Origin of the sequence: Bacillus sp. RO2 (genome assembly GCF_012911845.1) — a bacterium.
Taxonomy (GTDB): domain Bacteria; phylum Bacillota; class Bacilli; order Bacillales; family Bacillaceae_I; genus Sutcliffiella_A.
Genome location: NZ_JAAXCU010000018.1, coordinates 1 through 26197 on the forward strand (window position 1 = coordinate 1; position 26197 = coordinate 26197).

The following is a 26197-nucleotide window of genomic DNA, read 5'->3' on the forward strand; positions in this document are numbered from 1 at the left end:
GGAAGTTAAGCTCTTCAGCGCCGATGGTAGTTGGGGGATCTCCCCCTGTGAGAGTAGGACGTTGCCAGGCAAATTTATGGGAAACCAGTGCTTATTAGATTAGGCGCTGGTTTTTTTGTGTTTTCTTTTTTGGAGAAATTGGTGGCGAAACAATGACAAAATTCTTTGGAAAGGGGAGGTTTTGACATTGCAGAGGCGGAACGATGCCAAAACAGGGGAGAAGAAGGTGGTTTTGTCATCGCAGAAGAGGAACGATGCCAAAACAGCGGAGGAAAAGGTAGTTCTGTCATTGTAGAGCGAGAACTGCGCCAAAAAACAAGAAACGGAGCCAACTTTGTCACCGTTTAGCAAATGCAAATTCGATGAGTGAAGTGGAACCCATAGACCATAAGTTGGATGAACACCATTTAGAGAGAATATATTCATTGAGAATGTCATCATCCGTGGGATGAAGACATTTTGAGAGAGGAAAATTTATTGAGAGTGTCATCATGTGGTGGATGAAGACACTTTGGAGGGAGAGTTTTTATGGAGAATGTCTTCATGGAGGTTTTAAGGACATGTAGGAGGTGAGAATTTCATCTTAGAGGTCTTAACCATTGTAATAAAGCCCTTCAAGAGCAGATATCCCTAACCAAGAAGCCTTAACCACCGTTATAAAGCCCTTCACAAACAGAAATCCCTAACTATGACGCCCTTACCCCCAAACAATTCTTTTGAACAATTTTGACCAATTGACGTTTAAACACCTCACAAAAGTGGAATTCTGTTTGAGAGAGATTATTTTGTAAGAAAAGCTCCCTACATCCAATACCCTACATATATTGACGCAAAAACACCCCAAACTCGCCGGAATGACAGTTTTTAGCGAAAGGTTATCTATTGAATTTTTTCGGAAGGTCTTATATATTTTACATATAGTCAAAGATAGTCAAGGTCAGATAGGAGGATAGCATGAGGAACATATCTGATGTCATTGAGCATTATTTGAAACAAGTGTTAGAGGGGAGCAGGGAGAATTCTGCTGAAATTAAACGAAGTGAGATAGCAGATAAGTTTGAATGTGTGCCCTCTCAAATTAATTATGTGATTAATACTAGATTTACGATTGAACGAGGATATTTGGTGGAGAGCAAGCGTGGGGGCGGCGGGTATATTAGGATTATCAAAATTAAGCCGCATGACCATTTGCAATTAATCGACCAGCTTATAGAACTGATAGATGTTAGAGTTTCCCAAGCTAGTGCGGAGGATGTTATCTTTCGGTTGGTGGAAGAGAAGGTTATTTCCGCTAGGGAGGCGAAGATAATGGTTAGTGTCATGGATCGCTCAGTTTTATATTTGGGCCTGCCTGAAAGAGATGAGTTGCGGGCAAGGATGTTAACGGCCATGCTGACTACACTGAAGTATAGGTAGGGGGGATGAAAATGGTATGTCAAGAATGTAATGAGCGTCCGGCTGCTTTGCACTTTACGAAGATAATTAATGGAGAAAAATCCGAGATTCATATATGTGAGCAATGTGCTCAAGAAAAAGGCAGTATGTCATTGTTTACGGGTGGTTCAGGTTTTTCGATTAATAACCTGATCGCCGGATTGTTAAATACGGAACACGCCATTCCCAATCCACAACAGGAAGATCTTGAGCCGCGGAAGATCTTACAGTGTGAGAGATGTAAGATGACATTTCCGCAGTTTACGAAAATTGGCCGGTTTGGTTGTTCGGAGTGTTACCATACTTTTTCCGACAAAATGCAGCCTATATTAAAAAGGTTGCATAGTGGAAATACGGTGCATGCAGGGAAAATACCGAAACGAATCGGTGGAAGTATGCATGTAAGGAAAGAAATTGATTCGCTAAGACAAGAATTACAAGAGCTTATTTTACAGGAAGAATTCGAGAGTGCGGCGAATACTAGAGATAGAATCAGAGAATTGGAAAGGCAATTAAGTGAAAAAAGAGAGGGGGAGCAGTAGATGTCTCTTGAACACTTTTTGAATAATGCGGTCAGCTCTTGGATGAAGCAGGAGGGTCCGGATTCAGATATCGTCCTTAGTAGTAGGGTGCGACTTGCTAGGAATCTAGAAAAAATGCAGTTTCCTACAGTCTCTAGCAATGAGGAAGCTCAACAAATAGTGGATATCATGAGGCAGCATTTTGGAGAAAAGGAGTTCCAGGATCTTGGGGAGCTAGAGTTTCTTCTTATGGAGGAAATGAATGCCTTAGAGAAAAGAGTGTTAGTAGAAAAGCACTTAATCAGTCCACAACTGGCGGAGGATTCGGCATTTGGAGCATGTTTGTTATCACCGAATGAAGAAGTGAGCATTATGATAAATGAGGAGGATCATATCAGAATACAATGCTTGTTTCCGGGCCTGCAATTAAATGAAGCGTTGCAGATGGCTAATTCATTGGATGATTGGATAGAAGACAAGATTGATTATGCGTTTGATGAAAAACGAGGATACTTAACGAGTTGCCCGACAAATGTGGGGACGGGGCTGCGCGCTTCCGTCATGATGCACTTGCCTGCACTAGTGTTGACTCAGCAGATGAACAGAATTGTTCCAGCAATTAATCAATTGGGATTAGTTGTTAGAGGAATTTATGGGGAAGGCAGCGAAGCTTTAGGGAACATCTTTCAGATATCTAACCAAATGACACTTGGTAAGTCAGAAGAAGATATTGTCCAGGACCTTATGGGTGTTGTGCATCAACTTATTTCACAAGAGCGCTCTGCCAGGGAAGCATTAGTCAAAACTTCGAACATACAATTAGAAGATAGGGTATTTCGCTCATACGGGTTGCTGGCACATAGCCGGGTAATGGAGACGAAAGAGGCGGCAAAGTGTTTGTCGAATGTGCGGCTTGGTATAGATTTAGGCTATATCACCGACATCTCCAGATCCATTTTGAATGAATTAATGATATTAACTCAACCGGGCTTCTTACAACAATATGCTGGAGGACCATTAAAGCCAAATGAAAGAGATGTTCGCAGGGCTGGGTTGATTAGGGAAAGAATGCGATTAAATAGATAAAATATTCGGGAGGCGATTGGATATGATGTTTGGTCGATTTACAGAAAGAGCGCAAAAAGTATTGGCATTGGCACAAGAAGAGGCATTGCGCCTAAGCCATAATAATATTGGAACAGAGCATATCCTGCTTGGACTGGTCAGAGAAGGGGAAGGGATTGCTGCTAAAGCGCTGATTGCCCTTGGCCTGGGACCTGAAAAAATTCAAAAAGAAGTGGAAAACCTCATTGGCAGAGGGCAGGACAGTGGTCAGTCCATCCCCCACTACACACCAAGAGCGAAGAAGGTAATAGAGCTCTCCATGGATGAAGCCCGTAAACTTGGTCATTCCTACGTGGGAACAGAGCATGTATTGCTTGGCTTGATTCGCGAGGGAGAAGGTGTGGCGGCACGCGTATTGAATAACTTGGGAGTGAGTTTGAACAAGGCTCGCCAGCAAGTGTTGCAATTACTTGGAAGCAACGAGTCTTCCGGAGGACATCAAGGTGGTGCGTCGGCTAATGTGAATACACCTACTTTGGATAGCTTAGCAAGGGATTTGACAGCGGTCGCGCGTGAGGGCAGCCTGGATCCTGTTATCGGACGAAGCAAGGAAATTCAGCGTGTCATTGAGGTGCTTAGCAGAAGAACAAAAAACAATCCTGTATTGATCGGGGAACCTGGAGTGGGTAAAACGGCCATTGCTGAAGGACTCGCACAGCAAATTGTGAGCAACGAAGTTCCAGAAATCCTTCGTGATAAGCGCGTTATGACACTGGATATGGGAACAGTTGTTGCTGGTACGAAATATCGCGGGGAGTTTGAGGACCGCCTGAAGAAAGTGATGGATGAGATCCGTCAAGCTGGCAACATCATCCTTTTCATCGACGAACTTCATACATTGATCGGTGCCGGCGGGGCAGAGGGTGCCATTGACGCATCCAATATCTTAAAACCGTCCTTAGCGCGTGGAGAGTTGCAATGTATTGGAGCCACCACGCTAGATGAGTACCGTAAATATATTGAAAAAGATGCTGCACTTGAACGACGCTTCCAACCAATCCAGGTGGATGAGCCGACTACAGAAGAATCCATTCAGATTTTGACAGGACTTCGAGACCGTTATGAAGCCCATCACCGAGTATCTATCACTGATGAGGCGATTGAGCAGGCGGTTAAACTTTCTGACCGTTACATTTCGGACCGCTTCTTGCCGGATAAAGCGATCGACTTGATTGATGAAGCAGGCTCAAAAGTGCGACTTCGTTCCTTTACCACACCTCCAAACTTAAAAGAGTTAGAGGTAAAGCTAGAAACTGTTCGAAACGAGAAGGATGCTGCCGTACAGAGCCAAGAGTTTGAAAAAGCGGCTTCTTTAAGAGATACAGAGCAACGTCTTCGTGAACAATTAGAAGAAACAAAGAAAACGTGGAAAGAAAAGCAAGGACAAGAGAATTCTGAGGTGACAGTGGAAGATATTGCGATGGTGGTATCGAGCTGGACGGGAATTCCGGTATCAAAACTTGCACAAACAGAAACAGATAAACTGTTAAACATGGAATCTTTATTGCACTCCCGTGTCATTGGGCAGGATGAAGCAGTTAAAGCAGTATCGAAAGCTGTTCGTCGTGCACGTGCCGGTTTGAAAGATCCGAAGCGTCCAATAGGATCCTTCATCTTCCTTGGGCCAACTGGGGTAGGTAAAACGGAACTTGCAAGAGCCCTAGCTGAATCTATCTTTGGTGACGAAGATGCGATGATTCGTATTGATATGTCTGAGTATATGGAGAAGCATTCAACTTCCCGTCTTGTTGGTTCTCCTCCAGGATATGTGGGATATGATGAAGGCGGCCAATTAACGGAGAAGGTTCGTCGCAAACCGTATTCTGTTATTCTTTTAGATGAAATTGAGAAGGCGCATCCTGATGTGTTCAATATTCTATTACAAGTGTTAGAGGATGGCCGTTTGACAGATTCAAAGGGTCGAACAGTCGACTTCCGTAACACGCTTGTCATTATGACATCTAATGTTGGTGCAGATGCCTTAAAGCGCAACAAATATGTAGGTTTCAATGTACAAGATGAGAACCAGAACTATAAAGACATGAAAGGGAAAGTGATGGATGAGCTCAAAAAGGCGTTCCGTCCAGAGTTCCTAAACCGTGTTGATGAAATGATTGTGTTCCACTCTTTAGAGAAGACACACTTGAAAGAAATCGTAACGTTGCTATCTGAGCAGTTGACGAAGCGTCTGAAAGAACAGGATATCGACTTGGAGCTGACGGATGCTGCAAAAGAAAAGATTTCAGAAGAAGGCTATGATCCGGAATATGGTGCAAGACCGTTACGTCGCGCCATCCAAAAGCACGTGGAAGATAAACTATCGGAAGAGCTGTTAAAAGGAAATATCGAGAAAGGCAAGAAAATTTCATTAGATGTGGTAGACGGAGAATTTGTTGTCCGCGATGTGGAAAAAGTAAAATAAGGTTGATGGTCGTTTTACATGGCTGAATAGAAGTGGAGGTTAGCTCGTGATATAAGGGCTTTCCTCCTTTCTTGTATTTTCCAAAGGTTAAGATTAGCGTAAGTTATGTGAAATAAGGTATCATAAAAGAAGGAAAACAATGGTATTTTTATTATACTCTTTTCATAAAGATTATTGTTAATAGAGAGAGGATTTTTGGATGGCAAAGCGTAAGACAAAGTTTATGTGTAAGGAATGCGGGTATGAGTCTCCTAAGTGGATGGGGAAATGTCCCGGATGCAATGCTTGGAATACAATGGTGGAGGAACTGGAAGAGTCCAGGACGCCAAGACGCGGAGGTTTTACGACGTCCTCATCTACACTGGCAAGAAAAGCGGAATCCATCACAAAAGTGGAAAATATAAAGCAGTCAAGAATTTATACGGATATGGAAGAGTGCAATAGAGTGCTTGGTGGGGGATTGGTCCAAGGGTCACTTGTACTTATTGGGGGAGACCCCGGCATTGGTAAATCTACTTTATTGCTGCAGGTGTGCTGTCAATTGGCATTAAAAAAACATCGTGTCCTATACATATCGGGGGAAGAATCTGTTCAGCAAACAAAGCTGCGAGCAGATCGTTTAGGAGTACAGGCAGAAGAATTGTTTGTTTTATCAGAAACGGACTTTGAGCTTGTTGCAAAATCAGTGGACGATGTACAACCAACCTTGCTTGTTGTCGATTCCATACAAACTGTTTATCATCCTGCTGTTACTTCCGCTCCGGGGAGTGTGTCCCAGGTTAGAGAATGTACGGCTGAGTTGATGCGAATTGCTAAGACTAAAAATATTGCTGTCTTCATCGTAGGTCATGTAACAAAAGAAGGATCCATTGCAGGGCCGCGACTTTTGGAGCATATGGTGGACACGGTGTTGTATTTTGAAGGAGAAAGACACCACACATACCGTATCTTGCGTTCGGTGAAAAATAGATTCGGCTCCACAAACGAGATTGGTATTTTTGAAATGAAGGAAGAGGGGTTGACGGAAGTAAAAAATCCGTCAGAAATCTTTTTAGAAGAACGGTCAAAAGGAGCGGCAGGTTCCACGGTAGTAGCATCCATGGAAGGTACAAGGCCCGTATTGGTGGAAATCCAGGCGTTGATCTCTCCGACAGGTTATGGGAATCCAAGAAGAATGGCAACAGGAATCGACCATAACAGGGTATCACTCATCATGGCGGTACTTGAAAAAAGAGTGGGACTGTTGCTTCAAAACCAGGATGCCTACTTGAAAGTGGCAGGAGGGGTTAAACTCGATGAACCAGCCATTGACCTTGCAGTAGCGGTCAGCATTGCCTCCAGCTTTCGTAACCAAACATCTGAACCAACAGATGTAGTGATAGGAGAAGTGGGACTGACTGGCGAAATCAGACGGGTATCCCGCATCGAACAACGTGTTCAAGAAGCGGCAAAGCTTGGATTCAAACGAGTGATCATACCCGCGAAAAATCTGGGAGGATGGACCATTCCAAAAGAGATTAATGTAATTGGCGTTAACACCATTGAACAGGCTCTTCAATATACTCTAGGGGGATAGAGATGGAAGAACAACGGCAGAAAGAAAAAATAATGGCAGATACGTTACAGTTTATCGCACCGGGAACACCTATTCGGGAAGGAATCAACAATATTCTAAGGTCCCAAACCGGCGGACTTGTGGTCGTGGGATTCAATGATAAAGTGAAAGACATGGTAGACGGCGGGTTTTCCATCAATTGTCCATTCAGTCCTGCTTATGTATATGAATTAGCCAAAATGGATGGTGCCATCATCCTGAATGAAAAAGGGACGAAAATCCTGTATGCCAATGCGCAATTGACACCTAACTCCACCATCATTTCTACAGAAACAGGAATGAGGCATCGAACAGCAGAGCGTGTGGCAAAGCAGACAGGCTGTCTTGTGGTAGCGATATCTCAGCGCCGTAATGTCATTACATTGTATAAAGGCGATTTTCGTTATGCATTGCGTGATATTGGGGTTATTTTTACGAAAGCAAACCAAGCGATTCAAACGTTGGAAAAATATAAAACAGTGCTAGATCAAGGTATTACCAATTTAGGTGCCTTGGAATTTGAAGAACAAGTATCATTATCGGAACTTTTACAGGTAATCCATCGTATAGAAATGGTACTCCGCATAAAAAATGAAATACTAAGCTATATAAATGAGCTTGGAACGGAAGGCAGACTCATCCGTCTACAAATGACAGAACTGCTGGCTCATATTGAAGAAGAAGCGATTCTACTTATAAAAGATTATTGTCTTGATAAAGAAATGGATGCGTTTATGATTTTAAGAAGATTGCAGGAGTTGGCAAATACCGATCTATTGGACGATGCTGTTATCCTGAAGATGCTGGGGTATTCTGGGTTTATGAATCCGGATGAAATTGTCCTGCCAAGAGGATATAGAGTATTGCATAAGATCCCGAGACTTCCGCCTCTCGTCATCGAAAATCTTGTCTGCAAGTTTTGGAATTTAAAACATATCCTTCATGCAACCGTGGAGGAACTGGATGAAGTGGACGGGATTGGTGAGGTGCGAGCCCGAAAAATCAAAGAGGGATTAAAACGAATACAAGACCAACTATTAATAGACCGTCAAATGTAAGCCGTAAAATCAGGAATGTGACAAAATCCTTACAAAAGTAAATTAAAAGTTTTTTCGACGTTTTATTTAAAGGAAACTGTTTATAATGAATAAAGGGAGGTGAGGCAATGTTAAGGCGTACGGTTCAACTATTCTTTTTAATCCTTGGCGGAACATTAGGGATCTTTTTCATTCCCGAGCTGTTTTCTCTCTTGGATCTAGGGGATATCCCTTTTCTTACGAAGCCTTATACTGTTGCTATTTTAGGAGCAATTATATTTTTTATCCTTACTTTTTGGTTAGTGGATTATGTTGTAGGATTCATTAAATGGATAGAGGAATCTTTAGTAAAAGCGCCTGTTACCGATGTATTATTTGGTAGTCTAGGACTTATTTTTGGACTAATTGTTGCGTATCTGGCAGTTATTCCTTTGGAGAGAATCCCTTTTGTCAGCGCCATTTTCCCTATTTTCATTACCATTTTATTAGGATACCTTGGATTTCAAGTAGGTTTTAAGAAGCGAGATGAATTGGTAAGTTTATTTTCCATCTCTTCAAAGTTTGGGAAGAAAAAATCAGTAGAAGATGATGAGTTAGATTTGTCCTCAAAGAAGCTGAAAATCTTGGATACGAGCGTTATTATTGATGGCAGGGTGGCGGATATTTGCCAAACTGGTTTTCTAGAAGGAACAATCGTCATTCCGCGATTTGTACTAGAAGAGCTTCAGCATATTGCTGATTCTTCCGATGTATTAAAACGAAATCGTGGTCGACGAGGATTAGATATACTAAACAGAATTCAAAAAGAATTAGCTATAAAAGTAGAGATATATGAAGGCAATTTTGAAGATATCCAGGAAGTGGATTCTAAGCTTGTGAAGCTAGCAAAGTTGACCTCTGGTGTAGTAGTGACCAATGACTTTAACTTAAACAAAGTATGTGAGCTCCAAAATGTTGAAGTGTTAAATATCAACGATCTCGCGAATGCGGTAAAGCCTGTCGTTCTTCCTGGCGAAGAGCTGACTGTACAAGTCATAAAAGACGGAAAAGAACATAATCAAGGTGTCGCATACCTAGATGACGGTACCATGATTGTAGTGGAAGAAGGCCGTGATTACATCGGCAAGCACATCCAGGTACTAGTCACAAGCGTCCTCCAGACATCTGCCGGACGAATGATCTTTGCCAAGCCCAAACAACTAGAACGGGCAGCGTTATAAGTAAATAGTAGTAACCCTTACCCTCTTAAGCTATGCTTAGAGGGTATAAGTTATTTTGTGAAAAAAAACAACACCCACGGGAGAGTTAAACAATGAACTACCAAGTAATCGTACTAGCAGCAGGACAAGGAAAGCGGATGAAAGCAGGAAAAAACAAGCAGTTCATCAAGCTTGAGGGGAAACCTGTCATCATACATACCCTCTCCGTCTTTGAAGCGGACCCATGGTGTAAAGAAATTAAACTCGTCATTAATGAAAAAGAAAAAGATATATTCAAAGAACTTCTTATCCAATACCCGGTACCTAAAATAAAAGAAATGGTCCTTGGTGGAGAAGAGCGGCAGGATAGCGTGTATAATGGGCTTACCTCGCTTCAAGCAGCAGAAATTGTTCTTGTTCATGATGGAGCAAGGCCTTTCATTTCTCGCGACGTCATTCACAATCTGGTAGAAAAAGCGTCCAAAGAGGGGGCTGCTATTGTAGGGGTGCCTGTTAAAGATACGATAAAACGTGTTAGCGTGGCGGGAATAGTGGAAGAAACGGTGGAACGATCCAGCTTATGGTCCATCCAAACGCCTCAAGCTTTCCGGTATCCAATCCTGAAAGCTGCGCACGAAAAAGCAAAAACAGAAAACTATTTAGGAACCGATGAAGCAAGTCTCGTAGAACGTATCCAAGTCCCAGTACACATAGTACAAGGCGAATACGAAAACTTCAAACTGACCACACCAGAAGATCTAATCCTTGCAAAAGCTTTTTTACAAAAATAATTGTTATCAAACCGTAAACTCCTTGAGGTTGGAGTGCAAGGTGTGAGACTCCGAAGGGAGGTAGCGGTAGGTTGAGACCCCTGAAGCGTTGTGAGGAGGCTCAAGCACCGTCCCTCGGAAAGCGAACACCTGAAACGGAAATCTAAAGGAGTTGGCTCTGTTAAAGTATATTGTTGATTTTTGCAACAACCTAGCTGTTGATTGGAGCAATAGGCGAAGACTCCTGAGGGAGATAGCGTTTAGGGGAGACCCCGCAGGCGCTTTTCCGAGGAGGCTCCCCAAACGCCCCTAGGAAAGCGAAGCCTAGTGCGGAAATCACCAGCGGTGTTTAACAGAGCCAAGGAGTTAAACGGACTATACTTTTTTAATTGGAGAGGTGCACTATGTTTCGAATTGGACAAGGTTTTGACGTACATCAGTTTGCAGAAGGCAGACCACTTATAATCGGAGGCATAACCATCCCTTACGAAAAAGGGCTGCTAGGACATTCCGATGCTGACGTACTATTACATACAATCTCCGACGCATGCCTAGGCGCAATTGGAGAAGGAGATATCGGAAAACACTTCCCAGACACAGACCCGGCATTCAAAAATGCAGATTCCGCTGTTTTAATGGAACAGGTATGGGCAATAGTAAAAGAAAAAGGCTATACACTTGGAAATGTGGACTGTACCATCATTGCACAAAAACCAAAAATGGCGCCACATATCGAACCGATGCGTAAACGAATTGCAGAACTCCTAGAAGCGAACGTGGAACAAGTCAATGTAAAAGCCACCACCACCGAAAAACTAGGCTTCACCGGCAGAGAAGAAGGAATCGCCGCCCAAGCAGCCGTTCTCTTAATAAAGAGATAGTTTTTGGAAAACGTGATCTATAGCTGTTGATTGTAGCAAAAGGCGAAGACTCCTGAGGGAGCTAGCGCTAGATGGAGACCCCGCGGGCGAAGCCGAGGAGGCTCCAGCAGTGCCCCTAGGAAAGCGAAGCCATTTGCGGAAATCAACAGCGGCGTAGTAGGAAGTCCATAGAAAGAAATAGCTACGTACTCCAGCATTTTTATGTTAAAATAATGCTTAGTTTTAAAAACCGTCCGGGCCCGAAAGCCGACGGAAAATGGAGGTAACAAAACATGACAGTTCGTGTACGATATGCCCCAAGTCCAACAGGGCACTTACATATAGGAAACGCCAGAACCGCACTATTCAACTACCTGTTTGCACGCAGCCAAAATGGGAAGTTCATCATCCGTATTGAAGATACAGACAAAAAACGTAATATCGCAGGCGGAGAAGAAAGCCAGCTGAAATATTTGAAGTGGCTTGGAATGGACTGGGATGAAAGCGTTGATGTCGGTGGCGAATATGGCCCATACCGCCAATCAGAACGTAATGAAATCTACACCAAATTTTATAACGAGCTTTTAGAAAAAGGGCTTGCCTATAAATGTTATTGCACGGAAGAGGAACTTGAAGCGGAGCGCGAAGAACAGATTGCCCGCGGAGAGAATCCTAGCTACTCCGGCAAACACAGCAACTTAACGGAAGAAGAGCAAAAAGCCTTTGATGCAGAAGGAAGAGAACCAAGCATTCGCTTCCGCGTTCCAAAGGGAAAAGAAATTAAGTTCCATGACATGGTAAAAGGTGACGTATCTTTTGAGTCGGATGGCATTGGTGATTTTGTTATCGTGAAAAAGGATGGAACACCTACTTACAATTTCGCGGTGGCGGTCGATGATCACCTGATGCAGATTTCTCACGTCCTTCGTGGTGACGATCATATCTCGAACACGCCAAAACAAATCATGATTTTTGAAGCATTAGGCTGGGATGTTCCTGTATTTGGTCATATGACGTTAATCGTGAACGAAAGTCGTAAAAAATTAAGTAAACGTGATGAGTCCATCATCCAGTTTATTGAGCAATACGAGGAACTTGGCTATCTGCCTGAGGCTTTGTTCAACTTTATTGCCTTGCTTGGCTGGTCTCCAGTCGGTGAAGAGGAAGTCTTCTCAAAGGATCAATTTATTGAGATTTTTGACACTGCTCGTTTATCCAAATCACCAGCGGTATTTGATACAAACAAATTAACTTGGATGAATAACCAATACATCAAAACAATGGACCTGGATCGCCTTGTTGATCTTTCCTTACCGCACCTAGTAAAAGCAGGCCGTCTGGAAGAAACAATGACAGAGGATCAGAAGGATTGGGCGAAGGAACTTATCGGGCTTTACCAAGAGCAGATGAGTTTTGGAGCGGAAATTGTGGAATTGACGGAAATGTTCTTCCAAACGCATATCGAATACGATGAAGAAGCAAAAGCTGTCCTTGCTGAAGAACAAGTACCAGAAGTAATGGTTGCCTTCCATAAGGAATTGGAAGAGATGGAGGACTTCTCTGTGGACAACATCAAAGCTGCAACGAAAGCTGTACAAAAAGCAACTGGTCATAAAGGGAAAAAGCTGTTTATGCCAATCCGTGTGGCAACGACGGGTCAAACACATGGTCGTGACCTGCCGCAAACGATCCATCTACTAGGAAAAGATACAGTTTTAGCGAGATTGTCGAAGCTAATCGGTTAACATTTTACGTAAAACATAATATGATAGAACTAACATATTTTTAAATGAGATAACCATAGATGAATGTTGAAGAGGAGAGTAGAAAAGGTACATCCTTTCCAGAGAGAATCGCCATGGCTGCAAGCGATTCATGCGATGACTTTTTTGAAATGCACCTCGGAGTCTGTTACTAAAAGGCCCTAAAGCTGAGTAAGTGACAGCGGCAACCTCCCGTTACGAGGCTTAAGTGGGGGTATGGGTCCTTCTATTAGTCAACCCATATCCAAACAGAGTGGAACCGCGCCATAAGCGTCTCTGTGTCAATGACACGGAGGCGTTTTTATTTTTGATAAACACTTATGGACAGAAGAAAGGAGGTACTCCATGTTTCGCACAATAAAGGAAGACATAGAAGTGGTATTTGAACAAGACCCAGCTGCAAGAAATTACTTCGAAGTAATCTTAACATACTCCGGTCTTCATGCTGTATGGGCACATCGAGTTGCACATGCATTCTTTAAACGAAAAATGTTCTTCATAGCAAGAGCCATCTCCCAAGTGAGCCGGTTCTTCACCGGAATTGAAATTCATCCAGGTGCTAAAATCGGCCGCAGATTTTTTATTGACCACGGAATGGGAGTTGTTATAGGAGAAACCTGTGAAATTGGGAATAATGTTACTGTCTTCCAAGGAGTAACCCTCGGTGGTACCGGGAAAGAAAAAGGAAAACGACATCCTACCATACAGGACAACGCACTTATTGCGACTGGCGCCAAGGTATTGGGTTCTATCACAATCGGTGAAAACTCCAAAGTTGGAGCGGGGTCGGTCGTATTGAAAGACGTGCCTGCTAACTCCACAGTTGTCGGAATACCAGGAAAGATCGTCATACAAGATGGAGTGAAGGTAAAAAGAGATCTGAATCATCACGAAATGCCAGATCCGACAGGTGACAGGTTTGTGGAATTGGAAAATCAAATTGCCCGCCTGCAAAATGAACTGCTACTTTTAAAAGAGAGGAAGAAAATAGATGACCATTCATCTTTATAATACTTTAACACGTCAAAAGGAAAAGTTCGTCCCGCTTGAAGAGGGCAAGGTAAAGATGTATGTGTGCGGACCGACCGTATATAACTACATTCATATCGGGAATGCAAGGCCGCCAATCGTGTTTGATACGGTCAGAAGATACTTAGAATACCGTGGCTATGAAGTGAACTACGTTTCTAATTTTACGGATGTGGATGATAAGCTGATCAAGGCTGCAAACGAATTAGGAGAAGATGTACCGACCATTGCAGAACGGTTTATAGAAGCATACCACGAAGATGTCTCTGCTTTGGGTTGCAAACAAGCAACTGTTCACCCAAGAGTGACAGAAAGTATGGATATTATTATTGAGTTTATTGAAGCATTGATTGAAAAAGGATATGCCTATGAGTCTGGTGGAGATGTTTATTACAGAACCCGCGAATTTAAGGAGTATGGAAAGCTTTCACATCAACCGATAGAAGATCTTCAGCTTGGAACTCGTATTGAAGTAGGAGATAAGAAACAAGATGCACTTGATTTTGTCCTATGGAAAGCAGCAAAGGAGGGAGAAATTTATTGGGAGAGTCCATGGGGCCAAGGTAGACCTGGTTGGCACATCGAGTGCTCGGCAATGGCTCTTAAATACCTCGGCGACACTATAGATATCCATGCCGGTGGACAGGACTTGTCCTTCCCGCATCATGAAAATGAAATTGCCCAATCCGAAGCGTTGACAGGTAAGACTTTTGCTAACTATTGGTTGCACAATGGGTATATTAATATCGATAATGAAAAAATGTCTAAATCTCTTGGCAATTTCGTGTTGGTTCATGACATCATCAAAAAGCATGACCCGCAATTATTGCGTTTCTTTATGCTTTCTGTCCATTATCGTCATCCAATCAACTATAATGAGGAGCTGCTGCAAAGCACCAAAAACGGCCTGGACCGTATTCGAACAGCTTACGCTAACTTAAAGCATCGTTTGGACAATACAGCGGATCTCGCAACTGATGATGCGGAATGGCTAGAAAAAGTAGAAGAATTTAAAAATGAATTCATTCAAGTAATGGATGATGATTTTAATACAGCCAATGCTATTTCTGTTTTGTTTGATATGGCAAAACAAGCCAACCTTTACTTAAACGGGAAAAACACTACTGAAAAAGTGTTGCAGGCATTCATTGCCCAGTTTGAAGAACTATTTTCTGTTATCGGTGTGTCCCTTACTGCCGAGGAAGAACTATTGGATGAGGAAATTGAAAGCTTGATCCAACAGCGAATCGATGCAAGGAAAAACCGTGATTTTGCTAGAGCGGATGAAATTCGTGACGAATTGAAAGCGAAAAATATCATCCTCGAAGATACTGCACAAGGCACGCGTTGGAAAAGAGGCTAATATCTGAATGAGCAAAACACAAGTAGATGCTAAGCAATTAAATAGTCTAGCGCTTGCCTATATGGGGGATGCGGTGTATGAAGGATACATCCGCCACCACCTTTTGAAATCCGGAAAGATTCGCCCAAACCAGTTGCACCGAGCTGCAACAAACTATGTGTCTGCGAAATCGCAGGCACATCTGCTTCACCAACTGATGGAGCGTGAATTTTTTACCGAAGAAGAACAAGGTGTAATCAGACGCGGAAGGAATGCAAAATCCGGTTCGGTACCAAAGAATACAGACGTGCAAACATACCGTTACTCTACCGCATTTGAAGCGCTGATCGGCTATCATTACTTAAGTGATAAAATAGACCGCATGGAAGAAATCGTGTTTACCTGCATAGAACTGGTAGACAGCAAGAGAGGTGAATAGAGATGACTAAAGAATTCATTATGGGAAGAAACCCAGTACTAGAGGCGCTTAAATCTAATCGTGAAATCAACAAGCTATGGATTGCAGAAGGTGGTCAAAAAGGCTCTATCCAACAGGTAATTGCAATGGCGAAGGAAGCAAATGTTCTCGTGCAATTCGTCCCTCGTAAAAAAATCGATCAAATGGTGGAGGGAAATCATCAAGGAGTTGTCGCTTCCGTAGCTGCCTATGATTATGCTGAGCTTGATGATCTATATAAGGCTGCAGAACAACGAAACGAAGATCCATTCTTTCTGATTCTTGATGAAATTGAAGATCCCCATAACTTAGGCTCCATCATGCGTACAGCAGATGCAGTAGGGGCACACGGCATCATCATACCTAAGCGCAGAGCGGTGGGATTGACTGCCACAGTTGCTAAAGCCTCCACAGGTGCCATTGAGCATATACCGGTTGTACGAGTAACCAATCTTGCTCGAACAGTGGACGAGCTAAAAGAGCGAGGACTTTGGATCTACGGTACAGACGCAAAGGGAACTGTTGATTATACAAAAATGGATGGCTCCTTGCCGCTAGGGCTTATTATCGGCAGTGAAGGAAAAGGAATGGCTAGACTTTTAAAAGAAAAATGCGATTTTCTTGTATCTTTACCGATGGTAGGAAAAGTAACGTCACTGAATGCATCTGTAGCAGCAAGTTTATTAATGTATGAGGTTTTCCGCAAAAGATTGTCGGCAGGAGAGTAAGGAAGAATGGATATTCTACTGGTAGATGGATATAACATTATCGGTGCGTGGCCAGAGCTTAGGGTCTTGAAAGATCAGGATCTCGCAATGGCCCGTGATATCCTTATTTCTAGAATGGCAGAGTACCAGGCGTATACAGGCTACAAGGTAATTATTGTTTTTGATGCCCATATGTCACAGGGAATAGAGACGAAGTACAAAAATCATCGCGTGGAAGTCATTTATACTCGTGAAAACGAAACAGCCGATGAAAGAATTGAAAAACTGGCCATCAGCCTAAGTGACATCCGCACACAAATTCATGTGGCCACTTCTGACTTTACAGAACAATGGGCCATCTTCGGTCAAGGTGCATTGCGGAAATCTGCTCGTGAACTGTTAAATGAGTCAAATGCTATTGAGGAAAGAATAAAAAAACGCGTAACAAAATTTACCAATGAAAAGCCGTCAAAACGCATAGAACTCGACCATGAAATTTCAGCAATTTTCGAAAAATGGCGTCGAGGACAGCGATGAGTGGTTGACGGTCAATTTATGCCTACTGTATAATATTTCTATCTACTGATTCAGTCGGAGGGATAGGTGTGATAGTGAGCGATCCAAGAAATGCTAACAGGATATTAGAGCTTATGGAAGACGAACAGATGGTAGAACTTGTGCATTTAGGTGATAGTGAAGCGCTAGATTATTTAATCAACAAGTATAAGAACTTCGTTCGCGCGAAGGCTAGATCCTATTTTCTTATTGGTGCAGATCGCGAGGATATTGTGCAAGAAGGGATGATAGGTCTATACAAGGCAATAAGAGACTTTAAAGAGGACAAGTTGACTTCTTTCAAGGCATTTGCCGAACTATGCATTACAAGACAAATCATTACTGCGATTAAAACTGCTACAAGACAGAAGCATATTCCATTGAATTCGTACGTATCATTGGACAAGCCTATCTATGACGAAGAATCGGACCGCACATTAATGGATGTCATTTCGGGTGCTAAGGTCATGGACCCTGAAGAATTAATTATAAATCAAGAGGAATTTGATGATATAGAAGTTAAGATGGGAGAGTTGCTGAGCGACCTTGAGAGAAAGGTTCTTGCCCTTTACCTGGACGGACGTTCCTATCAAGAAATTTCAGAAGATTTAAACCGGCATGTAAAATCCATCGATAACGCATTACAAAGGGTAAAACGCAAGTTAGAAAGGTACTTGGAGCTGAGAGAGATTACATTATAAACAGTAACATCTCCTAAGCTGAAATACCGAATGGTGGCGCCTTCAAATCACATTGACTAATTATTACGCCTATGTTACATTTTTAGGGACATCTATGTTTTGGTGGTGTAACACATGCAAAGTAAGGTAGCACTTGCTTGCGCGACGTGCTCTTCCCGCAACTATTCAACAGTGAAAGGAAAATCACAAAGCGCAGAGCGATTAGAGATAAAGAAGTTTTGTAAAGTTTGTAATGCTCACACCGTTCATCGGGAGACAAAATAGATCACTATCTGGGGTTGGAGGTTACATGGATGGGACGTTTGACTAATTTTTTTCGTGATGTAGCTCGCGAAATGAAAAAAGTAAGCTGGCCAAAACGCCAGGAACTAACTCGCTACACAATTACAGTAGTAACAACTGTATTGTTTGTGGCAGTGTTTTTTTGGGTTATTGACTTAGGTATTTCCGAGTTAATCCGTGCTTTGATTAACTAATCTTTTTAGAGCGAACAAAATTTTTTCCTTATTCCTTTTGCTCTTGAATAAGTAATGTTATATCATGGTATAATGTAAATAATACTTTCTGACAAAAAGCCCGTTCAACGGGTTTTTTCATTTGGAAAAAAACACCACGTTGTTTTAATAGTTTCACTGGTTTTTATAAGATGGTATTCTTGGCGATTAGCCGAACTTCCCATGTTGATTGTATTGAAGGGTGTGAGACTCCTCGAAAATGCTAGCGCATTTTCTTCGTGCGATGCTTCGCTTCCGTAGCGTTCCTAGCGGTAGCTTGAGACCCCTGAAGCGTTGTGAGGAGGCTCAAGCACCGCCCAAAGGATAAGCGAACACCCATAACGGAAATCAACAGGGAGTCCAACGGAATCCTGATGATTACCATTTATAGTCTCAAAAATAAAATACTAGAAAAGGGAGGGACGGACACAAGTCCTAAACAATGGAGAAAAACTGGTACGTTGTTCATACTTATTCCGGATACGAGAATAAAGTAAAAGCGAACTTAGAAAAACGAGTAGAGTCAATGGGGATGCAAGACAAAATCTTCCGTGTCGTAGTTCCTGAAGAAGAAGAAACAGACATCAAAAACGGCAAAAAGAAAGTAACCAAGAAAAAAGTTTTCCCAGGTTACGTTCTAGTAGAAATCGTCATGACAGACGACTCTTGGTATGTCGTGCGTAACACACCTGGCGTAACAGGTTTCGTAGGATCAAGTGGATCTGGTTCCAAGCCAACACCTCTATTGGATGACGAAATTGCATTCATCCTAAAGAGAATGGGCATGATGGAGAAACAAGTAGAAGTAGACTTCGACTTGAAAGAATCCGTAAAAGTAACAGAAGGACCATTTGCAAACTTCACTGGCCACATCGTAGAGTTGGATAAAGACAAGCATAAAGTGAAAGTTCTAGTCAATATGTTCGGCCGTGAAACCCCTGTGGAGCTTGACTTTACTCAGATCGAAAAATTATAATGTAAAAAAACTTGAAATAGTTTCGTAAAAATGATATTATTTCAAAGGTCAGTATGTCTCTGAAACAGAGACTATTAATAAAAAAATATTCTTTATTAAATATATAAAGAATGAGTTGAGTGGGAGGGAGAAATCCCAGATACCACATCACGGACTTAAGGAGGTGTGTCTCGTGGCTAAAAAAGTAATTAAAATGGTAAAGTTACAAATTCCAGCAGCGAAAGCTAACCCAGCACCACCAGTTGGACCAGCACTAGGTCAAGCAGGTGTTAACATCATGGGTTTCTGTAAAGAGTTTAACGCTCGTACAGCTGATCAAGCTGGTTTGATTATCCCTGTTGAAATCACGGTTTTTGAAGACCGTTCATTTACATTTATTACGAAAACTCCACCTGCTGCAGTTTTACTTAAAAAAGCAGCTGGTATTGAGTCTGGTTCTGGTGAACCAAACCGTAATAAAGTTGCAACAGTTAAGCGTGATAAAGTACGCGAAATTGCGGAGACGAAAATGCCAGATCTAAACGCTGCAAGCGTAGAAGCTGCAATGCGCATGGTTGAAGGTACTGCTCGTAGCATGGGTATCACTATCGAAGACTAATCCCATTGCTTTTGATTTAACTGCTGTTCAGGGTTGCGGACTTTGGTTTATGGCCAATTCGCAACCTTTATTCGTGGGAGGTTATTCCGCTAAAACCACATAAGGAGGACGTTTAAAATGGCTAAAAGAGGTAAAAAGTACATCGAAGCTGCGAAACTTGTAGACCGTCAAACGGCTTACTCTGTTAACGAAGCTATCGAATTAGTTAAGAAAACAAACACTGCGAAGTTCGACGCTACTGTGGAAGTTGCATTCCGTCTTGGAGTTGACCCTCGTAAAAATGACCAACAGATCCGTGGAGCAGTAGTGCTTCCTCATGGAACTGGTAAAACTCAAAAAGTCCTAGTTTTCGCTAAAGGCGAAAAAGCGAAAGAAGCAGAAGCTGCTGGAGCTGACTATGTTGGGGATGCTGACATGATCGCGAAAATCAACCAAGGTTGGTTCGATTTCGACGTAATCGTTGCTACACCAGACATGATGGGTGAAGTTGGTAAATTAGGACGCGTATTAGGACCTAAAGGACTAATGCCAAACCCTAAAACTGGTACAGTTACATTTGATGTAACGAAAGCTGTTAACGAGATCAAAGCTGGTAAAGTTGAATACCGCCTTGATAAATCCGGTAACATCCACGTACCAGTAGGTAAAATCTCTTTCGAAGATACGAAGCTTGTTGAAAACTTCACAACTATCTATGAGACTTTACTAAAAGCTAAACCGGCTGCTGCAAAAGGTACATTCATGAAGAACGTTGCCGTTACTTCTACAATGGGCCCTGGAGTAAAAGTTGACACTTCTACTTTCGTAGCTACCAAAAACTAACATATTGACACAAGATAACTAGACGGTTATAATAATCGTTGTGTTTATAAAATGATATTGTTTGTACCGTAGACAGTAGGTGCCGAATGGCTTAATTTCCTACCGAGGTGTGAATTTTTACGATATAAAGCCTTGTGCTTTTAACGATAAAACTTCTGCCTCCACCTGCGTGGAGGCATTCTTTATGTACACCGGTCGGTATAAGTGGTAACCAACTTTTTAGGAGGTGTAACGATGAGCAAAGCAGTTGAAGTAAAAAAGCAAGCTGTTGGAGAAATCGCTGACAAGTTTAAAGGTTCTGTATCTACTATCGTAGTTGACTACCGTGGACTTAACGTTTCTGAAGTAACTGAACTTCGTAAACAACTTCGTGAAGCAGGTGTTGAGTTCAAGGTTTACAAAAACTCTTTAACTCGCCGTGCGGCTGAAGCAGCAGACATCAACGGACTTAACGACGCATTAACAGGACCTAACGCTATCGCATTCTCTACTGAAGATGTAGTAGCTCCTGCTAAGATCCTTAATGACTTCGCGAAAAAGCACGAAGCATTAGAAATCAAAGCTGGTGTAATCGAAGGAAATGTTGCAACGGTTGAAGAAGTGAAAGCTCTTGCTGAACTTCCATCCCGCGAAGGTCTTCTTTCCATGTTGCTTAGCGTCCTTCAAGCTCCAATCCGCAACTTGGCTCTTGTTACGAAAGCAGTTGCAGATCAAAAAGAAGAGCAAGGCGCTTAATTTCAATCTAGCAAGTTAAGTAAGAAAAACAAAAAACTTATAATATCTAAGGAGGAAATTAACAATGACACACGAACAAATCATTGAAGCGGTTAAAAATATGACTGTTTTAGAACTAAACGACCTAGTAAAAGCAATCGAAGAAGAATTTGGTGTAACTGCTGCTGCTCCTGTAGCTGTAGCTGGTGGTGGAGCTGCTGAAGCTGCTGCTGAGCAAACTGAATTCGACGTAATCCTAGCTAACGCTGGCGGACAAAAAATCAAGGTTATCAAAGTAGTACGTGAAATCACTGGTCTTGGTCTTAAAGAAGCTAAGGAAGTTGTAGACAACGCTCCTAAAGCTCTTAAAGAAGGTATTGCTAAAGAAGAAGCTGAAGAAATCAAAGCTAAACTTGAAGAAGTTGGAGCTTCTGTAGAAGTTAAGTAATTACAGGCTCTTAAAAAGGAAAGCTCGCTACGTGTTAGCGGGCTTTTTTTAAACGGTGCCACACTTGATGTAAGGACCGTTTGGTTACTGTCTTTTTCAAGGGTGCTAATATATGAAGTTGATTTGTTGAAAAGCTAGCGATAGCTATTCAGATAAGGAGACTAAATATGACGAATCATTATTATACAAACAAGCCATCAGTGGAAAGCAACCGTCAACAATGGAAATTTGATTTAAAAGGTAACAACTTTTCTTTCATAACGGATAGCGGTGTTTTTTCGAAAAAAGAAGTGGACTTTGGATCAAGAGTGCTGATAGAGGCTTTTGAAGAACCGGAAGTGGAAGGTCGCATTCTAGATGTTGGCTGTGGATATGGTCCGATTGGATTGTCTCTTGCAAAATATTATCCACATCGCCATGTGGACATGATTGATGTCAATGAAAGAGCTGTTGAGCTAGCCAAAGAAAACGGTTCTATTAACAAAGTGGAGAATATCACTGTTTTTACTAGTGATATCTATGAAAATGTCACTTCCACCGATTATGCGGCAATACTTTCTAATCCGCCGATACGCGCTGGCAAAAAAGTAGTTCATGAAATTTTAGAAAAAGCTTGGACGCACTTAGCGCCAAAAGGTGAACTGTGGATTGTGATCCAAAAGAAACAGGGAGCTCCTTCTGCAATGGAGAAATTAGAATCATTGTTTGAGGAAGTGGAAGTTGTGACAAAGAAAAAAGGTTACTCTATCATCAAATCAAAAAAGGGTTGACTTGGTTTTTTTGTTATGGTAGCATTGTTTAATGCCAATATGTATTTTTCTGAGCACTAATAATTTTATGTATTTTGCATGTATAAAATTAGTATGCTTGGAAAAGATAGTAAAATCAATAGAGCGATTGTAAAAACGTGGTTTTCTGTATTGAAACCATTTTTTATTTTTAACATGGATTCGTTTAAGCAGTATTGTTTCCATGTTGAATGTTTTTTTATGTTTGGCTTTGAGTGGTTTATATTTTTTAAACTACTATTAATAACGCTTGATACGAGGGGTGAATCAGTTGACAGGTCAACTAGTTCAATACGGACGACACCGCCAACGCAGAAGTTATGCTCGCATTAGTGAAGTATTAGATTTACCAAATCTAATAGAGATTCAAACATCTTCTTATCAATGGTTCCTTGATGAGGGGTTAAGAGAAATGTTTCATGACATTTCCCCGATTGAAGACTTCACAGGAAATCTATCTTTAGAATTCATCGATTATAGCTTAGGGGAACCTAAATATTCTGTTGAAGAATCAAAGGAAAGAGATGTTACATACTCAGCTCCTTTACGTGTGAAGGTTCGTCTCATTAACAAAGAAACTGGTGAAGTAAAAGACCAGGATGTATTTATGGGTGATTTCCCGTTGATGACGGATACTGGTACGTTCGTTATTAATGGTGCAGAACGTGTTATTGTATCTCAGTTAGTGCGTTCTCCAAGTGTGTATTACAGCGGAAAAGTAGATAAAAATGGTAAAAAAGGCTTTTCGGCTACTGTTATTCCAAACCGTGGTGCATGGTTAGAATACGAGACTGACGCTAAAGATGTTGTATATGTTCGTATAGATCGTACTCGTAAACTACCAGTAACGGTTCTTTTGCGTGCTCTTGGATTCGGTTCCGACCAGGAAATCATTGATCTTCTTGGCGAAAACGAGTACCTTCGCAATACTTTAGATAAGGATAACACAGAAAGCACAGAAAAGGCATTACTAGAAATATATGAGCGTCTACGCCCTGGTGAACCACCAACGGTTGAAAACGCGAAAAGTTTATTAGAGTCTAGATTTTTCGATCCTAAACGCTATGATTTGGCAAGTGTTGGAAGATACAAGATTAATAAAAAGCTTCATATCAAAAACAGACTTTTCAATCAACGTATCGCTGAAACACTTGTAGACCCAGAAACTGGGGAAATTATTGTAGAAAAAGGTACGCTATTAGATCGTAGAACTTTAGACCGCATTCTACCTAACATTGAAGATGGCATCGGCCTGACTTCTTTCCATCCGCATGGTGGAGTAGTAGAAGATGAAGTGCCTATGCAATCTATTAAGATATATGCACCAAATGATGCAGAAGGTGAAAAAGAAATCGTCGTTTTAGGCAACGGTTTTATTGAAGAAAAAGTAAAGCATATCGCTCCTGCGGATATTATTGCTTCTATCAGTTATTTCTTTGACCTTCTACATGGTGTAGGCGATACAGATGATATTGATCACCTTGGTAACCGTCGTTTACGTTCTGTTGGAGAACTTCTTCAAAACCAGTTCCGTATCGGTCTATCGAGAATGGAGCGTGTGGTTCGTGAGAGAATGTCCATCCAGGATACGAACACCATTACTCCGCAACAATTGATCAACATCAGACCTGTTATTGCATCTATTAAAGAGTTCTTCGGAAGCTCTCAGTTATCTCAGTTCATGGATCAAACGAATCCATTAGCTGAATTAACACATAAACGTAGATTGTCTGCGCTTGGACCTGGTGGTTTAACGCGTGAGCGTGCCGGCTTTGAAGTTCGTGACGTTCACTACTCTCACTATGGCCGTATGTGTCCGATCGAGACTCCTGAGGGACCAAACATCGGTTTGATTAACTCCCTTTCTTCTTTTGCGAAAGTGAATAAATTTGGTTTTATCGAAACTCCATACAGAAGAGTTGACCCTGAAACGGGACGTGTGACAGACCAAATTGATTACTTGACTGCAGATGAAGAAGATAACTATGTAGTAGCCCAAGCAAATGCCCGTCTTGGTGAAGATGGAAGTTTCTTGGACCAAAATGTTGTATCCCGTTTCCGTGGGGAAAATACGGTTGTTGTAAGCGAGAGAATCGACTACATGGACGTTTCTCCTAAGCAGGTTGTATCTGCTGCGACAGCTTGTATTCCTTTCTTGGAAAACGATGACTCCAACCGTGCCCTAATGGGAGCGAACATGCAACGTCAAGCTGTACCTTTATTGCAACCGGAATCCCCGATTGTTGGTACAGGGATGGAGCACGTTTCCGCAAAAGACTCCGGAGCTGCCGTTATCTGTAAACACCCTGGTGTTGTAGAGCGAGTAGAAGCCCGCGAAGTTTGGGTGCGCCGTATGGAAGAAGTCGACGGACAACAAGTTAAAGGCAACCTTGATAAGTACAGAATGCTTAAATTCATTCGTTCCAACCAAGGTACATGCTATAACCAACGTCCGATTGTTTCCGTTGGTGACGTTGTAACAAAAGGAGAAATCCTTGCAGACGGACCATCCATGGAAAAAGGTGAATTGGCACTTGGCCGTAACGTAATGGTCGGTTTCATGACATGGGACGGATATAACTATGAGGATGCTATCATCATGAGTGAGCGTCTGGTAAAAGATGATGTGTACACTTCCATTCATATTGAAGAATATGAGTCAGAAGCACGTGACACAAAACTTGGACCAGAGGAAATCACACGTGATATCCCGAACGTCGGGGAAGAGGCACTTAAAAACCTTGACGACCGCGGAATCATCAGAGTAGGTGCGGAAGTAAAAGACGGAGACCTATTAGTAGGTAAGGTAACACCTAAAGGGGTTACGGAACTTACTGCTGAAGAACGTCTATTACACGCAATCTTCGGTGAGAAAGCAAGAGAAGTACGAGATACATCACTAAGAGTTCCACACGGTGGTGGCGGTATCGTACTTGATGTAAAAGTATTCAACCGTGAAGATGGTGACGAATTGCCACCAGGTGTTAACCAATTAGTTCGTGCATACATCGTTCAGAAGCGTAAAATCTCTGAAGGTGATAAAATGGCCGGACGACATGGTAACAAAGGGGTAATCTCCCGTATCTTACCGGAAGAAGATATGCCTTACTTGCCAGATGGAACACCAATTGACATCATGTTAAACCCACTAGGGGTACCTTCTCGTATGAACATCGGGCAGGTATTGGAGCTTCACCTAGGAATGGCAGCAAGAACATTGGGCATCCACGTTGCTTCCGCCGTATTTGATGGCGCGCGTGAAGAAGACGTATGGAGCACACTTGAAGAAGCTGGCATGGCAAGAGATGCGAAAACAGTATTGTATGACGGAAGAACAGGTGAGCCGTTCGACAGCCGTGTATCCGTAGGGATCATGTATATGATCAAACTTGCGCACATGGTTGATGATAAGCTTCACGCACGTTCTACTGGACCTTACTCACTTGTTACACAACAACCACTTGGCGGTAAAGCGCAATTTGGTGGACAACGTTTCGGTGAGATGGAGGTATGGGCACTTGAGGCTTATGGTGCCGCATACACACTACAAGAAATCCTTACAGTAAAATCCGATGACGTAGTAGGACGTGTGAAAACGTACGAGGCGATCGTAAAAGGTGAAAATGTACCTGAACCTGGTGTACCTGAATCCTTCAAAGTATTGATCAAAGAACTTCAAAGTTTAGGTATGGATGTAAAAATCCTGTCAGGCGATGAAGAAGAGATAGAAATGAGAGATCTAGAGGAAGATGAAGAACAAGCTTCCGAAGGTATTTCCCTTGATTCAGATCAAGTAGAAGAAGTAAAAGAAACTGTCGCTAAAGACTGATGGCCAACAGTA

The 26197-nt window shown here is 42.1% G+C and carries 26 protein-coding genes and 2 other annotated features; all 26 genes read left to right on the forward strand.

Translation table 11 applies throughout. The annotated features are described in order from the left end of the window. The first annotated feature begins 165 nt into the window (after positions 1-165). Complete coding sequence (locus HF078_RS02395) at positions 166-348, forward strand: hypothetical protein (protein ID WP_169289705.1); 183 nt, start codon at positions 166-168, stop codon at positions 346-348. A 606-nt stretch (positions 349-954) separates the two neighbouring features. Further along, positions 955-1416, forward strand: coding sequence for a CtsR family transcriptional regulator (locus HF078_RS02400; protein WP_148990085.1), 462 nt, complete (start codon positions 955-957; stop codon positions 1414-1416). A gap of 11 nt (positions 1417-1427) precedes the next feature. After that, positions 1428-1976, forward strand: a complete 549-nt coding sequence (gene mcsA, locus HF078_RS02405) for a protein-arginine kinase activator protein McsA (protein ID WP_169289706.1) — start codon at positions 1428-1430, stop codon at positions 1974-1976. After that, positions 1977-3041: a protein-arginine kinase McsB gene (mcsB, locus tag HF078_RS02410; RefSeq protein WP_169289707.1), complete on the forward strand. Its 1065-nt coding sequence runs from the start codon at positions 1977-1979 to the stop codon at positions 3039-3041. 22 nt (positions 3042-3063) lie between these two features. Continuing rightward, complete coding sequence (clpC, locus tag HF078_RS02415; protein ID WP_060666628.1) at positions 3064-5502, forward strand: ATP-dependent protease ATP-binding subunit ClpC; 2439 nt, start codon at positions 3064-3066, stop codon at positions 5500-5502. A 199-nt stretch (positions 5503-5701) separates the two neighbouring features. Further along, positions 5702-7078 carry a DNA repair protein RadA gene (radA, locus tag HF078_RS02420; RefSeq protein ID WP_169289708.1) on the forward strand — a complete coding sequence of 459 codons (1377 nt, stop codon included), beginning with the start codon at positions 5702-5704 and terminating at the stop codon, positions 7076-7078. 2 nt (positions 7079-7080) lie between these two features. Next, positions 7081-8154 (forward strand): DNA integrity scanning diadenylate cyclase DisA, encoded by a 1074-nt coding sequence (gene disA, locus HF078_RS02425; protein WP_148990090.1) that lies wholly within the window; start codon positions 7081-7083, stop codon positions 8152-8154. A 107-nt stretch (positions 8155-8261) separates the two neighbouring features. Continuing rightward, a complete protein-coding gene (locus HF078_RS02430; RefSeq protein WP_168864282.1) occupies positions 8262-9353 on the forward strand; it encodes a PIN/TRAM domain-containing protein in 1092 nt (363 codons plus the stop codon). 92 nt (positions 9354-9445) lie between these two features. Then, positions 9446-10123 (forward strand): 2-C-methyl-D-erythritol 4-phosphate cytidylyltransferase, encoded by a 678-nt coding sequence (gene ispD / locus HF078_RS02435; protein ID WP_169289709.1) that lies wholly within the window; start codon positions 9446-9448, stop codon positions 10121-10123. 383 nt (positions 10124-10506) lie between these two features. After that, the gene (gene ispF, locus HF078_RS02440; protein ID WP_169289710.1) at positions 10507-10983 is read left to right on the forward strand and encodes a 2-C-methyl-D-erythritol 2,4-cyclodiphosphate synthase; all 477 of its coding nucleotides are present in this window, start codon (positions 10507-10509) and stop codon (positions 10981-10983) included. A 272-nt stretch (positions 10984-11255) separates the two neighbouring features. Continuing rightward, positions 11256-12707 carry a glutamate--tRNA ligase gene (gene gltX, locus HF078_RS02445; RefSeq protein WP_169289711.1) on the forward strand — a complete coding sequence of 484 codons (1452 nt, stop codon included), beginning with the start codon at positions 11256-11258 and terminating at the stop codon, positions 12705-12707. A gap of 57 nt (positions 12708-12764) precedes the next feature. Continuing rightward, positions 12765-13006: a binding site (T-box leader), on the forward strand. A gap of 64 nt (positions 13007-13070) precedes the next feature. Continuing rightward, positions 13071-13736, forward strand: coding sequence for a serine O-acetyltransferase (gene cysE / locus HF078_RS02450; protein ID WP_169289712.1), 666 nt, complete (start codon positions 13071-13073; stop codon positions 13734-13736). Next, on the forward strand, positions 13717-15117 hold the full coding sequence (cysS, locus tag HF078_RS02455) for a cysteine--tRNA ligase (protein WP_169289713.1): 1401 nt from the start codon (positions 13717-13719) through the stop codon (positions 15115-15117). The genes cysE and cysS overlap by 20 nt, the downstream gene beginning before the upstream one ends. A gap of 7 nt (positions 15118-15124) precedes the next feature. After that, positions 15125-15535 carry a Mini-ribonuclease 3 gene (locus HF078_RS02460; RefSeq protein WP_169289714.1) on the forward strand — a complete coding sequence of 137 codons (411 nt, stop codon included), beginning with the start codon at positions 15125-15127 and terminating at the stop codon, positions 15533-15535. 2 nt (positions 15536-15537) lie between these two features. Next, the gene (gene rlmB / locus HF078_RS02465) at positions 15538-16281 is read left to right on the forward strand and encodes a 23S rRNA (guanosine(2251)-2'-O)-methyltransferase RlmB (RefSeq protein WP_169289715.1); all 744 of its coding nucleotides are present in this window, start codon (positions 15538-15540) and stop codon (positions 16279-16281) included. A 6-nt stretch (positions 16282-16287) separates the two neighbouring features. Next, positions 16288-16797: an NYN domain-containing protein gene (locus tag HF078_RS02470; RefSeq protein ID WP_060666617.1), complete on the forward strand. Its 510-nt coding sequence runs from the start codon at positions 16288-16290 to the stop codon at positions 16795-16797. A gap of 113 nt (positions 16798-16910) precedes the next feature. Beyond that, positions 16911-17516 carry an RNA polymerase sporulation sigma factor SigH gene (gene sigH / locus HF078_RS02475; protein WP_087942026.1) on the forward strand — a complete coding sequence of 202 codons (606 nt, stop codon included), beginning with the start codon at positions 16911-16913 and terminating at the stop codon, positions 17514-17516. A gap of 114 nt (positions 17517-17630) precedes the next feature. Further along, the gene (rpmG, locus tag HF078_RS02480; RefSeq protein WP_010191464.1) at positions 17631-17780 is read left to right on the forward strand and encodes a 50S ribosomal protein L33; all 150 of its coding nucleotides are present in this window, start codon (positions 17631-17633) and stop codon (positions 17778-17780) included. 29 nt (positions 17781-17809) lie between these two features. After that, the gene (gene secE / locus HF078_RS02485; RefSeq protein WP_010191465.1) at positions 17810-17992 is read left to right on the forward strand and encodes a preprotein translocase subunit SecE; all 183 of its coding nucleotides are present in this window, start codon (positions 17810-17812) and stop codon (positions 17990-17992) included. A gap of 460 nt (positions 17993-18452) precedes the next feature. After that, complete coding sequence (nusG, locus tag HF078_RS02490; RefSeq protein ID WP_060666616.1) at positions 18453-18986, forward strand: transcription termination/antitermination protein NusG; 534 nt, start codon at positions 18453-18455, stop codon at positions 18984-18986. A gap of 172 nt (positions 18987-19158) precedes the next feature. Next, positions 19159-19584, forward strand: coding sequence for a 50S ribosomal protein L11 (gene rplK, locus HF078_RS02495; RefSeq protein ID WP_148967032.1), 426 nt, complete (start codon positions 19159-19161; stop codon positions 19582-19584). Positions 19585-19701: 117 nt separating this feature from the next. Then, a complete protein-coding gene (rplA, locus tag HF078_RS02500) occupies positions 19702-20406 on the forward strand; it encodes a 50S ribosomal protein L1 (RefSeq protein ID WP_148990098.1) in 705 nt (234 codons plus the stop codon). Positions 20407-20454: 48 nt separating this feature from the next. Beyond that, positions 20455-20600, forward strand: a sequence feature (ribosomal protein L10 leader region). Between the two features lie 40 nt (positions 20601-20640). Then, entirely contained in the window at positions 20641-21141 is a 501-nt protein-coding gene (gene rplJ, locus HF078_RS02505) for a 50S ribosomal protein L10 (protein ID WP_169289716.1), read from the forward strand. Positions 21142-21205: 64 nt separating this feature from the next. Beyond that, positions 21206-21568, forward strand: a complete 363-nt coding sequence (gene rplL / locus HF078_RS02510; RefSeq protein WP_060666612.1) for a 50S ribosomal protein L7/L12 — start codon at positions 21206-21208, stop codon at positions 21566-21568. Positions 21569-21735: 167 nt separating this feature from the next. Beyond that, a complete protein-coding gene (locus HF078_RS02515; RefSeq protein WP_169289717.1) occupies positions 21736-22338 on the forward strand; it encodes a class I SAM-dependent methyltransferase in 603 nt (200 codons plus the stop codon). Positions 22339-22627: 289 nt separating this feature from the next. Further along, the gene (gene rpoB, locus HF078_RS02520) at positions 22628-26185 is read left to right on the forward strand and encodes a DNA-directed RNA polymerase subunit beta (protein ID WP_169289718.1); all 3558 of its coding nucleotides are present in this window, start codon (positions 22628-22630) and stop codon (positions 26183-26185) included. Positions 26186-26197 lie beyond the last annotated feature (12 nt).